Raw genomic sequence first — 13,389 nt, 5'->3', positions numbered from 1 at the left:
GGGTGGCGGCCCATCAGCAGAGAGCGTCAGCCGCGGTGCGGAGGTCGTTCCGGAAGTCGAGGTACGCGGCCTCCCGGTCCGAGGATCGCAAGACCGACGAGGGGTGCACAGTCGCGAGGACGGAGTCCGGGCTGCGCCCGCCGAGCTCGAAGCCCGCCGGGAAGTCGAGCAGGACCCCGCGGTCGCGGGTGACGCGGAAGGACTCGCCGAACAGCGCTTTGGCCGCGGTCGCGCCCAGGCAGACGACGAGTTCGGGCTTGACCAGACGCAGCTCGGCGGTCAGCCAGGGCGTGCACGCGCGCACCTCGCCCACGCTCGGCTTCTGGTGGATTCGCCGCTTCCCCCTCTCCGCGGGCACGAACTTGAAGTGCTTCACCACGTTGGTCAGGTACACGTCGTCGCGGCGCAGGCCGGCTTCCCGGAAGGCCTCGTCGAGCGTGCGGCCTGCGGGGCCGACGAAGGGGTGGCCCTCCACGTCCTCGGAGGCACCCGGCTGCTCACCGACGAGGAGGACCCGGGCTCGGGTCGATCCCTGGCCGAACACGGCTTGGGTCGCGTTCTCGTGGAGGCCGCACCCACGGCAGGCCTGGACCGCGCTCGCCATCGCGGGCAGGCCCCCTTTCGCGGGCACGAACGCCTCGGCTCGGGCTTCTCGTGGTGACATGGCCCCTCCCGTTCGTCCGCGACCCCTCCGGCGCGGTCGGTCCCGTCCGAGTACCCGACCGCGCCAGTGGCACACGAACAGCCACGTGCGGTCGATCCGCAGGCGAGCGCGAGAACGGGTGGTGGAGGAAGCCCCCGATCCGTCGTGCCTCGGGTTCCTGCCACGACTTCCTTCTCAAGCGATGGCTGCACGTTGATCCGGTGGGAGCCGGTTCCGCTTGGCGGGGTTCCCAAGCCGGGTCAGTGCCCGGAGCGCGGGCCGAGCAGGTCGTAGGTAACGGCGGTGACGACGCCGAAGACCAAGTGCGAAGGCTCGTCTGACAACGTCTCGAGCGGTGCCCGATCTCCGAGAGCGGCGGGAGTTCACATGAGCAGGGCGATGGCGAGGTAGGTGAACAAGCCCGCCACCAGGAGCACCAGGACGGCCAGCACGGTCAGCCACGCCCACTTCGTCGCGTGCGCACCGGCCCGTTGCTCGTGGGACAGGCCGCTGGTCGCTTGGGCCGACTCCGGCGGCGTTTCCCCGGGCGGAACGGACCCGCCAGGTTGCAGCCCGGGAGTGCGGCGTGGCTCCGGATCGGGCTCGGAGGGCTGTGATGACATGCCTGACGGGTAACCGGCACGTGCGCGGGCGAAACGAGACCCTCCGCGGCGCGCGAGGAGGACGTCGGTCACCTCCCCGAACTCGCTCTTCGATGGCGGCCGGTCTCGCCGGAGCACCGCGGTCCAGTCGCCGCCGTGCGGCCGGAGACCTCCAGCGGGCGAGACGGGGTCACGACCGGTGCGGTCATTGGCCGTTCTTCTGCACGTAGCCGCGCACGAACGTCTGAGGATCCTCCTCCAAGACGTCGTCGATGTCGTCCAGGAGATCGTCGGTCGTCTCGTCGAGCCGCTCACGCCGCTGCTGCCCGGACGTGGCCGGTCCCCTCTCGGCTTCTTCATCGCCCTTCGCTGGCGTGCGTGGCCGCTCCCGGTGCATCGTCACCTCCGCTGGTGGGTACGAGTGGCTGCGATTCACGGCAGCTTCCTTGCGCAATACCCGCCGCCGTGCGCGGGCAATCGGATTCAGCGGAGAGCTCGCCGTCCGCCGCGGCCCGCCGCGTGGCACGTCGATCGAGCGAGACCTTTTGCGGTGACGGCGGTTCACCCTCCGCTTCCGCCCGGGGCTCATGATTGGAGGTTTCGCGGGCGGACGTTGGGGCTCGACTCGCTCCGAACCGGTCGCGAGACCAATCGGCCAGCCGGGCCCGCATCGGACGGCCATCGGGGTCCATCATCAGTCGGCCCAGGGGGATCGCCCACAACCGCGTTGCCGTGGACTTCGCGCGCCGGGGGTGTCTGCGCAACTGCCCCCGAGGCCGAGGTGTCCTCCGCCCCGATTCGTGCCACGCGTCGAGTTCTGCGGCGGCGCTGCGCATCACCTCGACGCCGTTCTCGGGGTCGGTCAGTCCTGAGTTGTCCCCGGCCTCCCGTCCCAGGTGCTCTCGCCACAGCCGGAGGCGCAGTTCGCGCGCGAAGCCGGTCGTCGGTTGCCTCTCGTCGAGCACCGCTGCGGTCAGTTCGGAGTCGTAGGTCCAGGAACGGCGGTTGAGGTTCGCCGAGCCCACGGCTGCCCAGCTGTCGTCCATGACGCACACCTTCGAGTGCAGGTATGTCGGGAGTTCTCTGTCATTCTCCAGCTCGAAGACGTCGACGCGATCGCCACCGGCGGCGTACAGCAGGCTCAGCGCCTTGTCCTGCGCGGCATCGCAGGTGGCGACTTCCACGGCGCCGCCCTTCTCGGGCTGAGCGGGTACCACGGCGATCAAGCGCAGCTCGGGTTCGCGGCGCAGTGCCGCGGCGAAGGCATCAGCCACCATGGGTGACCAGAGGAACTGGTCTTCGACGTAGACGAGTCGACGGGCGCGCTGGAGGGCTTTGGCGTAGCCCCTCGCAACGCTGCGTTCTCCGCTCCTGGCGAACAGGTACGGAGGGTGCTTCCTCGGGTAGGTTCGCAGCAGCTGCACCGAGTGCGGGCCACTGGGAGGCGGTGCGGGCAGCTGTTCGGGAAGTTCGCCCGCCTCGGGTTCGCCGGGACCGAAACGGCGTCGGAGTCGGGAGAGCGGTCCGCGCAGGCGGATCGCAGCGTCCTGCCAGCGTTCGCGGAAGCAGTGCTCGACGTCGGCCACCGCGGGACCGCGCACCTGCAGGTGCGCGTCGTGCCAGGCCGGTCGCTCGCCGTAGCAGTCGTTGTCGATGGAGAGCTGAACGTCGCTGTCACCACGATGCTCGTGCGCGTCCAGCCGGCTCGGGCACGGGTCGATCCCGCCGAGGAACGCGATGTCGGTCTCGGGACGTCGCGGGCGCCGGATCACCAGGAACTTCTGGTGGTGGCAGCCCGCTGGGCGAACTCGCTGGTCCAGCACCACGTTCGCGCCCGCCTCCCGCAACGAGGAAGCGAAATCGCGGTTGGCGGAGACGAGATCGTGGTCGAGGTCCAGGTACGGCCACCACAGCAGCGCGTGGACCGAGGCTCCGTCGCGCAGAACGCGGGCGAACTGCTCCCTCATCGACGTTCCCGGTCCGTCGAGGTGCTTGTCCTGATCGACGATCCACGCCGAGAGGTAGACCTGGTCACCGGCGTGGACGTCGGCCAGTTCAGCGGCGAGCCGGGGGAAGTACTCCGCACCGTCGATCAGGGGGTGCGCGAGGTTGCCCTCGGACCACGCGATGTGCCCCGGGCCGAGGCCGTCGAGCTTCGACCACGGGTTGCCGCGCTCGGCGTGCGTCAAGAACCACTCGGCCGGGGCAGCTCTGCTTCTTCTGATCACGTTCCTTCCAGAAGTGTCGGTGGGGCACCGGGTTTCGTCGACCGCTCTCCCCGAAGCCGGAAGAGTCCTGCGACGTGCGTCGTGGTCGTTCAGAACCAGTGGCGTCGCCCGCCGATGGCGTGGCCTGCGCTGCCGGCGATGGCGAAGACGGCGCCGAGGACGACGGCGACGATGCCGAGCATCCAGATGATCTGAACACCGGTGAGGTAGCCGACGATGAGGAGCACGACTCCGAGCGTGATCATTGTTGTCCGTCCTTTCCCGGTCGGTTTGTGCGTTGTCCAGATCTACCCACCTCGATCAAGTTCTACGCATCACCGGCGGGGTGAGGAAGATCGCCTGGCGGATGACGCGACTCCCCACGGGAGATGAGGGGAGAACCGAGCAAGTCGTGCTGACCGCTCCGGCGCGCCTGCTCGACTCGGGCAGAGCGCTCAGGTGACCCCCGGACCGGCGCGGACATCACCGGTCACGTCGGGTCGGTCAACTCGCGCAGGAACAGTCCGGGAGCGGGTTTGGGCGCGAACCACGTCGATTTCGGTGGCATCACGAGGCCCGCGTCGGAAACCGCCATGATCTGCTCGACGCTGGGCGGGTGTGCTACGAGCAGCACCGCCCCGTCGGAGGGATGGCGACAGCTCTCGGGCGGGCCGTTGCCGCACGAGGTCGGCGTGATCCCGAGCTCGGGCAGCACTTGCTCGTCGAGCGCGACGATGTCCAGCGATGCGCGCACGTGCTCGTTCGGAGCGTGCGGTCGCAGCTTCAACCGGTGGCGCTCGTCGGCGAAGCGCACCACCACGACACCCGGCTCCGGGATCGCCGCCGAACGCTCCTCCCACCTCTCCGCCACCGCCAAGGATTTCAGCTTCGCGAGCACCCCTCCGGCGGAGTCGCTGGGAACGGGCAGGCAGCGGTGGTAGCCGAAGACCCGCATCTCGTCGGTGGGGAACAGCGCGGCGAGCGTGAACGCGGTCGGGTGGTTCGGGCCGAGGTGGTGGCGCGTGGCGTGGCGCAGTGCCGCGGCCATCCGGTGGTGGCCGTCGGCGATGTAGAGCGCCTCGACCCCGCGCAGGCCCACCTCGGTGGTCCGCGCGAGACCGGGGTCCCGCGAGATCCACGCCGTGTGCCGCGTGCCGTCTCCGGCGGTGAGGTCCACGACGGGCTCGGCCGAGGTGACGCTCTCGGTCACCGACCGCAGGGCCCGGTCGGGGGAGTGGGCGAGCGTCACGGGCATCCGCTCGATCCCGGAAGCCTCGGTGTGCTCCTCCAGCAGCCGTTCGCGGTCGGGTTGGGTCGCCTCGTGCGGTCGGATGCGACCGGCCCGGTACTCCTCGACCGAGACCTCCACGACGATTCCGGTCTGCTGGTGGCTCCCGTTCGCGATGCGGTACACGACCACGGCCGGACCGGGCATGTGCTCGTACCGAGCCGGGTCGAGCGGTTCCCGGGTACGCGTCGCACTGGCCGGGCGCTCGTCGCAACGGCGGTCCAAGCGGAGACCGCGCGGCAACCTCGCGATGACTCCCGCGTCGGTCGCCTCGGTGCGTGGGGTGCTCATGTCCGGTCGTTCGCTGGCAGGGACGGGGCGAACTCGCGGGGCGGCTGCGGGTTCACGCAGTGCAGGACCGTCCCCGCCGCGTACTCCTCGATCACGCGCACGGCCTCGGCGGCAACCGCCTCCTGTGCCTGTTCGGTCGACGCTCCGATGTGGTGGGTGCCGCAGACGTTCGGGTGTGCGGCGAGCCGGGATCGGAAGGTGCCCGTGCTGGTGGCGGGTTCGTCGGCGAAGACGTCGATCCCGGCCCGCACTCCCTTGGCCTCCATCGCCTCGATCAGCGCATCCTCGTCGATCAGGTCTCCGCGCGCGGTGTTCAGGATGATCGTGCCGGGTCGCACCTGGGCGAGCAGGTCTCGGTCGACGAGCCGCCTGGTCGTGTCGGTGGCGGGAACGTGCAGCGACAGCACGTCGCAGGTGCGCGCGAGTTCGGGGAGGTCGTCGACGAAGGTGATCCCGATGTCCTGGGCCCGCTCCAGGGTCTCCCGGTCGCGGCCGGGTTTGGCCACGGCGTGCACCCGCGTTCCGAACGCGCCGACTCGCTCGGCGAACGCGAGGCCGACCTGACCGAGCCCGACGACGCCGACGTCACGACCGTAGATCCCACGCGCGTGCGAGTAGCGCTTCTTGTCCCACCTGCCCGCGCGCATGTCGGCCACGTTGTTCGCGATGTCGCGGTCGATGGCCAGCAATAGCGCGCAGGCCAGCTCGGCGACCGCGATCGCGTTGCGCCCGGGCACGTTGCACACGTGGACCCCGAGGCGAGAGGCGGCGTCGCTGTCGATGGTGTTGGTCCCCGAACCAGCTCTGATCACCAGTCGCAGCGCGTTGCCGGATTCCAGCGCCTGAGCTGTGACGCGGGTGCTGCGCACGACCAGCGACTCGTACCCGGCGAGCTCCGCGGGCAGTTGGTCGGCGGTCATGTCCGGCTCGTAGTCGCAGTCGTGCGCCGCGGCGAGCCGGTCGCGGTGCTCCTCGGGGAAGGCGTCGGCGATCAAGATCCTCATCGGACCCTCCAGACGATCAGCGCACCGCGCGGTGCGGTGGAGACGCGGACATCCGTGTTGCTCACTGCGCACCTCGGTGCTGATGACGCAATGGTGCGGCTGGCTCTCCAGGCGCGTCAACACCTCGTTCGGGGCACTGTTCGAATAGCCTGTGGCGTCAGTGGTGACTGAAAGCAATCGTGCCGCACTCCTCGCGCCGCCACGGCATCCCGTCGACCGCCGCCGGAGAGTTTGCTGACCGGGAAGAAGGGGGAACTCCGGTGAGCGTCCGGAGGGACGAGGGGAGTGGTCGCGGTGTCGTGGGCGTTCGAACGTGCTGTGGTGACCGGTGGAGCAGGATTCCTGGGAGCGCCGGTGTGCGCGGAGCTCCTGCGCCGCGGCGCGGTGGTGCACTGCCTGGACAACTTCAGCAGCAGCGGAGCCGAGAACGTTCGGGAACTGCAGTCGGACCCCCGGTTCGAACTGGTCGAACACGACATCTCCCGCGAACCCTGGCACGCCGAGGACGTCGACCTCGTCCTGCACCTGGCCTCTCCCGCATCGCCGGTGGACTACCTGCGCATGCCGGTGGAAACCCTTCAGGCGGGCAGCAACGGCACCGCGCACGCGCTGGGCTTGGCCGAGCGCGCCGGTGCGCGGTTCCTGCTCGCCTCCACCAGCGAGGTCTACGGGGACCCGCTGCAACACCCGCAGCGCGAGGACTACTGGGGCAACGTCAACCCGGTCGGCCCTCGCGCGGTCTACGACGAAGCCAAGCGCTACGCCGAGGCGCTGACGTCCTGCTACCGCGCGCACCGGCAGGTCGACACCCGCATCGTGCGGCTGTTCAACAGCTACGGCCCGGGAATGCGGCCCACCGACGGGCGTTTGGTCTCCACCTTCGTCTCGCAAGCGCTGGCAGGAGACCCGATCACCGTCAACGGCGATGGGAGCCAAACGCGTTCACTGTGCTATGTGGACGACACGGTGCGCGGGCTGCTGGCCGCGGCGGCCGGTGACCACGCCGGACCGGTCAACATCGGCAGGCCGGAGGAGATGACCGTGCTGGAGATCGCGGAGCTCGTGCGGTCGCTGACCGGGACGTCATCACCGATCACCCACACCGCCGCCGTCGCCGACGAACCGAGCCGCCGATGCCCGGACATCACCGTCGCGACGGAGCACCTCGGCTGGCGACCGCAGATCGACGTCGTCATGGGACTCCGCCGCACGATCGACTGGTTCGCCGCTCGGCCCGCTGCCGCGTGATCACGCGAGCGCAGCTCCTCCCCTCCGTCGAGGAAGCCGTCGTCCACATGTGTTTACGAGTCGCTGCACAGGGTAGCGGTATAGGCAGGACGGACCTAGGGCACGCGCTCGGTGAACACCGCCTACGACGGGAGGACGACCGTGCGAATCCTCGGCATCAACTCGGTCTTCCACGACTCGGCAGCCGCACTCGTGGTCGACGGCCGCATCGTGGCTGCCGCAGAGGAGGAACGCTTCTCCCGTCGCAAGCACGGCAAGACGCCCGTCCCGTTCTCGGCGTGGGAACAACCCGAGCAGGCTGCGGCGTGGTGCCTGCGCCAGGGCGGGATCGAGGCGTCAGAACTGGACGCGGTGGCCTTCTCCTACGACCCGGCATTGGTCGACGACGCGGTGGGTGGACTGGATCCCGCGTGGGAGTGGTTGCGCACGACCTTCGCCGAACGGGCACCGCACTTCCTGGCCACCGCGCTGCCAGGGCTCGACCGCGACGCGGTGGTGTGCGTGCCGCACCACGTCGCGCACGCCGCTTCCGCTGCGCTCGCCGCACCGTTCGGTGACTGCGCCGTGCTCACCGCCGATGGCCGCGGCGAGAGCACCGCGGGGCTTGCCGGACGTTGCACCGGCGGCCGGCTGACCACGTTGGTCGAGCAGCGACTGCCGCACTCGCTCGGGCTGATGTACGAGGAACTGACCGACCACCTGGGTTTTCGGCGCTCCAGCGACGAGTACAAGGTGATGGCCCTGGCTTCTTACGCCGAGCCCGCCTTCCTGCCGGAGTTCAGGGAATTGGTCCGCAGCACCGGCGACGGGCGCTACGAGATCGAGCAGATCGACTGGCAGCGCTGGGCTCCCCGTCGCACCGCTCAGGAACAGCTGGGGGACAAGCACGCCCAGCTCGCCGCGAGCGTGCAGGCCAGGTTGGAGGAAGTGCTGCTCGACCTCGCGCGGTGGCTGCACGGGGAGACCGGGGAGCGTCGACTGGCGATGGCCGGCGGAGTCGCGTTGAACTGCGTGGCCAACACCCGGATCGCTCGCGAAGGGCCGTTCGACGAGGTGTGGGTGCAACCCGCGGCCGGTGACGCGGGCACCGCGCTCGGCGCCGCGTTGCAGATCGCGGCGCAGCACGACGAGCCCATCAGGCCGATGCCCGGCGCCGACCTCGGGCGCGGATGGAGCGATGAGGAGATCGAGAACGCCCTCCGCACCGCGAAACTGGCCTACGAACGACCGAGCGACGTCGCGGAGGTCGCCGCCGAAGCGCTGGCGCGCGACGAGTCGGTCGGCTGGTTCCAGGGGCGCAGCGAGTTCGGCCCGCGCGCGCTGGGACACCGATCCCTGCTCGCCCATCCCGGCAACGCCGACAACGTCGAACGCCTCAACGACATCAAGGGCCGCGAGCAGTTCCGCCCGGTCGCACCGATGGTGCTGGCCGAACGTTCCGCGGAGCTGTTCACCCGGGGCCCGGAGAGCAGCCCGCACATGCTGTTCGTGCACGACGTGACGCCGGAGTGGCAGGACCGCATACCGGCCGCCGTGCACATCGACGGCACCGCGCGCCCGCAGACCGTCGACCGGGCCGCCGAACCCCTGGTGGCCAGGTTGCTGGACTCCTTCGCGGCGCGCACCGGTGTCCCAGCGCTGATCAACACCAGCTTCAACACCGCTGGGCGCCCCATGGTCGACAGCCCGGTCGACGCCCTGGAGTGCTTCGGAGCGTCGCCGATCGACCTGCTCGTGATCGGGCCGTTCGTGGTCCGCCGCGGGGGTGAGCGGTCATGACCGCCCACGGCGACTACGCGGTGGTCATCCCGACCACGGGCCGCAACAGCCTCGCCGGAACCCTGGCCGCCCTCGACACCGGTCACGGTCCCGGTCCGCGCGAGGTCGTGGTGGTCGACGACCGACCCGACCCGCGCGAGCCGCTGCCGTTGCCGCGCAGCGAGCTGCCGATCCGCGTCGTGCGTTCCGGCGGACGCGGTCCTGCCGCAGCGCGCAACATCGGTTGGCGCGAAGTGGGCGCCGGTTGGGTGGTGTTCCTGGACGACGACGTCGTGCCCTCCGCGGAGTGGCGAGAGCAGGTCGAGGACGACCTCGACGTCGGTCCGGACGTCGGGGCGTGCCAAGGGGACATCGTCGTCCCGCTCCCGAGCGAGCGGAAGCCGACCGATGCCGAACGCGACACGGCCGCGCTCACCGACGCGCTGTGGATCACCGCCGACATGGCCTACCGGCGCGAGGTGTTGTCGGCCTGCGGGGGCTTCGACGAGGGGTTCCGCCGCGCTTTCCGGGAGGACGCCGACCTGGCGCTGCGGGTGCAGGCGGCAGGGTGGCGACTCGTCAACGGCGCGCGCGTGACCAGTCATCCCGCGCGTCCGTCGGGCTTCTTCGCCAGCGTGCGCGCGCAACGGGGCAACGCCGACAACGCCATCATGCGCCGCAAGTACGGGAAGCGTTGGCGCAGGCGGATCGGTGAAGGCCCGGGCAGGATTCGGCGCCACCTGGCGATCACGGTGGCAGGAGGGGCCGCGCTCGTGGCCTCGGGGCTCGGCGCGCGCCGAGCGGCGGCCTCAGGTGCGGCGGTGTGGCTGGGCTTGACCGCCGAGTTCGCGGCCCGCCGGATCGCTCCGGGATCGGGTGCCCCCTCCGAGGTGGCCCGAATGCTGGTCACGAGCGTCCTGATCCCGCCCGCAGCGTGCCTGCACCGACTGCGCGGCGAGTGGGAAGTGCGCACGGGCACAGCGGAAAGGCCTGCTGCGGTGCTGTTCGACCGGGACGACACGCTCGTCCACGACGTTCCCTACAACGGCGACCCCGCCCGCGTGCATCCGGTCAGCGGGGCACGGGAAGCGCTGGACCGGCTCCGCGTGGCCGGCATTCCGATCGGTGTGGTGAGCAACCAGTCCGGAGTGGCGCGCGGACTGCTGCGCGACGAGGACGTCGCCGCCGTCAACGGCGCGGTGCAGCGGGTGTTGGGACCGTTCGACACCTGGCAGTGGTGCCCGCACGACGAGAACGACGGATGCGGTTGCCGCAAACCGGAACCCGGGCTGATCGAACGAGCCGCCGCCCGGTTGCGCGTGCTGCCGCGGACCTGCGTGGTCATCGGCGACACCGGAGCGGACGTCGCTGCAGCGCTGGCCGCGGGAGCCAGGGCGATCCTGGTGCCCACCGAGCGGACCAGGACGGAGGAGACGGCCAGGGCGCTCGCCGAAGCCGAGGTCGCACCGACCCTCGAGGCGGCCGTGTCCCGCGTGTTGCGGGACGGCCGGGTGCGTGCGGCGACGCGGCGTCCCGTTCGGCAGGAGGTGCCGCGATGAGGATCGACATGGTCTCCGAGCACGCCAGCCCGCTGGCGGCTCTCGGGGGAGCCGACGCCGGGGGGCAGAACGTGCAGGTGGCCGAACTGGCGACCGGGCTCGCCCGTCGCGGCCACGACGTCGTCGTGCACACTCGCCGCGATTCCACGACGATCCCGGAGCGGGTGCGCACCGAGGAGGGCTTCACGGTGCGCCACGTGGCGGCCGGGCCGCCCGAAGTCGTGCCCAAGGACGAACTGCTGCCCCACATGGACGCCTTCGCCGCGCGGCTCGCCGAGACCTGGGTGAGCAGGCCGCCGGACCTGGTGCACGCGCACTTCTGGATGAGCGGGCTCGCCGCGCAGCGCGGAGCCGCGGGGCTCGGCGTACCGGTGCTGCAGACCTTCCACGCGCTGGGCCGCGTCAAGCGCCGCGAGCAGGGGGCCAAGGACACCAGTCCACCGCAACGCGTCGAGCTGGAGGCGCAGATCGCCCGCGCAGCTGATCTCGTCATCGCCACCTGCACGGACGAGGTCGGGGAGCTCGCCGAGATGGGAGTGGCGCCGGAGCGCACCGCCGTGCTGCCCTGCGGCATCGACGTCGACCGGTTCTTCCCGGCCGCGCCGCGCGAGCCGAAGCGCGGTGCTCCGCGAATCCTGAGCATCGGCAGGTTGGTCGAGCGCAAGGGGGTGGACGTGATGATCAGGGCCATGCGCGACCTCCCAGACGCCCGGCTGCTCATCGCAGGTGGACCGCCGGAGTCGGAGTGGCCTGATGATCCGGAGGTCAACCGGTTGCAGGCGGTGGCCCGACAATCGGGTGTCGCCGACCGCACCGAGTTCCTCGGGCCAGTGCCCCACGACGACGCGCCCGACCTCTACCGGTCGGTCGACGTCGTCGCCAGCGTGCCGTGGTACGAGCCGTTCGGCACGGTGCCACCGGAGGCGATGGCCTGCGGCGTTCCGGTCGTCGTCAGTGCTGTCGGAGGTCACCTCGACACCGTCGTCGACCGCAGGACGGGACTGCACGTCACACCGCACGATGCGGCGGCGACCGCCCGTGCCGTGCGGGAGCTGCTGGATCGACCGGCCCTGCGCGCGGAACTCGGAGCGGCGGGTGCGCACCGCGTCCGGGACCGCTACGGGTGGGATCGGCTCGTCGGCGAAGCCGAGGACATCTACCAGCAGGTGCGTTCGGCGCGGCCCAAGCGGGCCGCGGTCGCCGCCGCGCCGGGAGGGGGAGCACCGTGATCGAGCAGCACTTCCAGGACCTGGGCGCAGCCGCGTGGCACATCAGCTCCACCGCGCCGAAGCTGCGGAGCTGGGCGGGCACGCTCGCGGACCGGCTCACCTCCGGAGCGCGCTTGCTGACCTGTGGGAACGGCGGCAGTGCCGCGGAAGCGCAGCACCTGTCGGGTGAGCTGACCGGGCGGTTCCTCCGTGATCGCAGGCCGTACTCGGCGATCGCGCTGCACGCCGACACCTCGGCGTTCACCGCCACGCTCAACGACTACGGCGAGCAGGAGGTCTTCGCTCGTGCCGTGCGCGCGCACGGGCGTCCCGGTGATGTGCTGGTCGCTCTGTCCACCAGCGGCCGCAGTCAGAACGTGCTCGCCGCGGCCAAGACCGCACGGGAGCTGGGCGTGCTGACCTGGGCGTTGACCGGACCTGCTCCCAACGACCTCGCCGCGGTCTGCGATGACGTGGTGGCCGTGGAGGCGCCGGGTGTGGCGACGGTGCAGGAGATCCACCTGGCGCTGATCCACGCGCTGTGCGGCGAGTTCGACGCGTTGACCGTCGACGGGGTGCCGGAAAGCCGGTGATCGGGAGCGTTCTGGTGCTGCGCGCGCTGGGGTTGGGAGACCTGCTCACCGCCGTGCCCGCGCTGCGCGGTCTGCGGCATGCGTTCCCGGACCACCAGGTGCTGCTGGCCGCTCCCGAACCGCTGGCAGCGCTGCTGGACCTGGTGCCCGAGGTGGACGAGTTGGTGCCCACCGCAGGGCTCGCGGATTTCCGCTGGCAGCGATCGGGTCCGGACGTCGCGGTGAACCTGCACGGCAGCGGGCCGGAATCGGTGCGCGCGGTGTGCTCGACCGGAGCGCGCCGTGTCCTCTCGCACCGGCACCCGGCCGCCCCTCCCGTCGCCGGTCCGGGCTGGGAGGACGAGCAGCACGAGCGGCAGCGCTGGTGCCGGCTGCTCCGGCACTACGACATCGACGCCGACCCGGACGACCTGCTGCTGCCGACGCCACTGGACGTTGCCCGACCCGGCGTGGCGATCGTCCACCCTGGCGCCAGCCACGGCGCTCGGATGTGGCCGGTGGAACGCTACGCCGAGGTCGTGCGTTGGGCCGTGGACGGCGGCTCCGACGTGGTCCTCACCGGTTCCGAATCCGAGCGCGAACGCGCCGAGCGGGTGGCCGAGCTCGCGGGACTTCCAGCCGACTCCGTGCTGGCGGGACGGACCGGGTTGCGCGAGCTGGCCGCGCTGGTCGCCCACGCACGTCTGCTGATCTGCGGTGACACCGGCATCGCGCACCTGGCCAGCGCCTTCCGGACGCCGTCGGTGGTGCTGTTCGGGCCGGTCGCACCTCGCTGCTGGGGCCCGCCTGACGACGCCCGGCACGTCGCGCTGTGGCACGGGCGCAGCGGCGACACCTTCGCCTCCGAGCCGGACCCCGGGCTGCTGGCCCTCACGACGGAGCAGGTGATCGAAGCTGCGCGAACAGCGGTGCCATAGCGCTGGGCGAGAACGGCACGATCGACATCGCCGAGAAGGCCGAGGAGGACAGCCGCAGCGAGCACCGTGAC

The 13,389-nt window shown here is 71.0% G+C and carries 13 protein-coding genes; 6 read left to right on the top strand and 7 right to left on the bottom strand.

The window, feature by feature from the left end; all coding sequences use genetic code 11:
* Window positions 1-13: 13 nt before the first annotated feature.
* From E1161_RS10445 to E1161_RS10420, 7 genes are all read right to left on the bottom strand, one after another.
* Window positions 14-664: a UdgX family uracil-DNA binding protein gene (locus E1161_RS10445; protein WP_132622084.1), complete on the bottom strand. Its 651-nt coding sequence runs from the start codon at window positions 662-664 to the stop codon at window positions 14-16.
* 362 nt (window positions 665-1,026) lie between these two features.
* Window positions 1,027-1,266, bottom strand: coding sequence for a DUF6480 family protein (locus E1161_RS10440; protein WP_132622082.1), 240 nt, complete (start codon window positions 1,264-1,266; stop codon window positions 1,027-1,029).
* Window positions 1,267-1,450: 184 nt separating this feature from the next.
* Window positions 1,451-1,642, bottom strand: coding sequence for a ubiquitin-like protein Pup (locus E1161_RS10435; protein ID WP_132622080.1), 192 nt, complete (start codon window positions 1,640-1,642; stop codon window positions 1,451-1,453).
* On the bottom strand, window positions 1,602-3,473 hold the full coding sequence (locus E1161_RS10430; RefSeq protein ID WP_207920170.1) for a phospholipase D-like domain-containing protein: 1,872 nt from the start codon (window positions 3,471-3,473) through the stop codon (window positions 1,602-1,604). The genes E1161_RS10435 and E1161_RS10430 overlap by 41 nt, the downstream gene beginning before the upstream one ends.
* A gap of 89 nt (window positions 3,474-3,562) precedes the next feature.
* Window positions 3,563-3,718 carry a DUF6131 family protein gene (locus E1161_RS27105; RefSeq protein WP_165939746.1) on the bottom strand — a complete coding sequence of 52 codons (156 nt, stop codon included), beginning with the start codon at window positions 3,716-3,718 and terminating at the stop codon, window positions 3,563-3,565.
* 224 nt (window positions 3,719-3,942) lie between these two features.
* Window positions 3,943-5,031, bottom strand: coding sequence for a DUF1015 family protein (locus E1161_RS10425; protein WP_132622078.1), 1,089 nt, complete (start codon window positions 5,029-5,031; stop codon window positions 3,943-3,945).
* Window positions 5,028-6,035, bottom strand: a complete 1,008-nt coding sequence (locus tag E1161_RS10420; RefSeq protein WP_132622076.1) for an NAD(P)-dependent oxidoreductase — start codon at window positions 6,033-6,035, stop codon at window positions 5,028-5,030. Before E1161_RS10420 ends, E1161_RS10425 begins: the two co-directional genes overlap by 4 nt.
* Window positions 6,036-6,356: 321 nt before the next feature.
* Here E1161_RS10420 and E1161_RS10415 point away from each other — a divergent pair, with 321 nt between their 5' ends.
* From E1161_RS10415 to E1161_RS10390, 6 genes are all read left to right on the top strand, one after another.
* Window positions 6,357-7,283: an NAD-dependent epimerase/dehydratase family protein gene (locus tag E1161_RS10415; RefSeq protein WP_408011975.1), complete on the top strand. Its 927-nt coding sequence runs from the start codon at window positions 6,357-6,359 to the stop codon at window positions 7,281-7,283.
* A gap of 141 nt (window positions 7,284-7,424) precedes the next feature.
* Entirely contained in the window at window positions 7,425-9,062 is a 1,638-nt protein-coding gene (locus E1161_RS10410; RefSeq protein ID WP_132622072.1) for a carbamoyltransferase family protein, read from the top strand.
* Window positions 9,059-10,600: an HAD-IIIA family hydrolase gene (locus tag E1161_RS10405; RefSeq protein ID WP_132622070.1), complete on the top strand. Its 1,542-nt coding sequence runs from the start codon at window positions 9,059-9,061 to the stop codon at window positions 10,598-10,600. The genes E1161_RS10410 and E1161_RS10405 overlap by 4 nt, the downstream gene beginning before the upstream one ends.
* Complete coding sequence (locus tag E1161_RS10400) at window positions 10,597-11,829, top strand: glycosyltransferase (protein WP_132622068.1); 1,233 nt, start codon at window positions 10,597-10,599, stop codon at window positions 11,827-11,829. The genes E1161_RS10405 and E1161_RS10400 overlap by 4 nt, the downstream gene beginning before the upstream one ends.
* A complete protein-coding gene (locus tag E1161_RS10395) occupies window positions 11,826-12,401 on the top strand; it encodes a D-sedoheptulose-7-phosphate isomerase (protein ID WP_165939745.1) in 576 nt (191 codons plus the stop codon). The genes E1161_RS10400 and E1161_RS10395 overlap by 4 nt, the downstream gene beginning before the upstream one ends.
* Complete coding sequence (locus E1161_RS10390; protein WP_132622066.1) at window positions 12,398-13,318, top strand: glycosyltransferase family 9 protein; 921 nt, start codon at window positions 12,398-12,400, stop codon at window positions 13,316-13,318. The genes E1161_RS10395 and E1161_RS10390 overlap by 4 nt, the downstream gene beginning before the upstream one ends.
* Window positions 13,319-13,389 lie beyond the last annotated feature (71 nt).

The sequence above is a fragment of the Saccharopolyspora aridisoli genome (genome assembly GCF_004348445.1).
Taxonomy (GTDB): Bacteria; Actinomycetota; Actinomycetes; order Mycobacteriales; family Pseudonocardiaceae; genus Saccharopolyspora; species Saccharopolyspora aridisoli.
Note: the sequence above shows the minus strand (reverse complement) of the source record. Positions and strands in the feature narration are given on the sequence as shown.

Coding starts and splice junctions, on each gene's coding strand:
- E1161_RS10435 (WP_132622080.1), bottom strand. CDS start 1,642: ATGCACCGGGAGCGGCCACGCACGCCAGCGAAGGGCGATGAAGAAGCC.
- E1161_RS10420 (WP_132622076.1), bottom strand. CDS start 6,035: ATGAGGATCTTGATCGCCGACGCCTTCCCCGAGGAGCACCGCGACCGG.
- E1161_RS10425 (WP_132622078.1), bottom strand. CDS start 5,031: ATGAGCACCCCACGCACCGAGGCGACCGACGCGGGAGTCATCGCGAGG.
- E1161_RS10445 (WP_132622084.1), bottom strand. CDS start 664: ATGTCACCACGAGAAGCCCGAGCCGAGGCGTTCGTGCCCGCGAAAGGG.
- E1161_RS27105 (WP_165939746.1), bottom strand. CDS start 3,718: ATGATCACGCTCGGAGTCGTGCTCCTCATCGTCGGCTACCTCACCGGT.
- E1161_RS10440 (WP_132622082.1), bottom strand. CDS start 1,266: ATGTCATCACAGCCCTCCGAGCCCGATCCGGAGCCACGCCGCACTCCC.
- E1161_RS10405 (WP_132622070.1), top strand. CDS start 9,059: ATGACCGCCCACGGCGACTACGCGGTGGTCATCCCGACCACGGGCCGC.
- E1161_RS10400 (WP_132622068.1), top strand. CDS start 10,597: ATGAGGATCGACATGGTCTCCGAGCACGCCAGCCCGCTGGCGGCTCTC.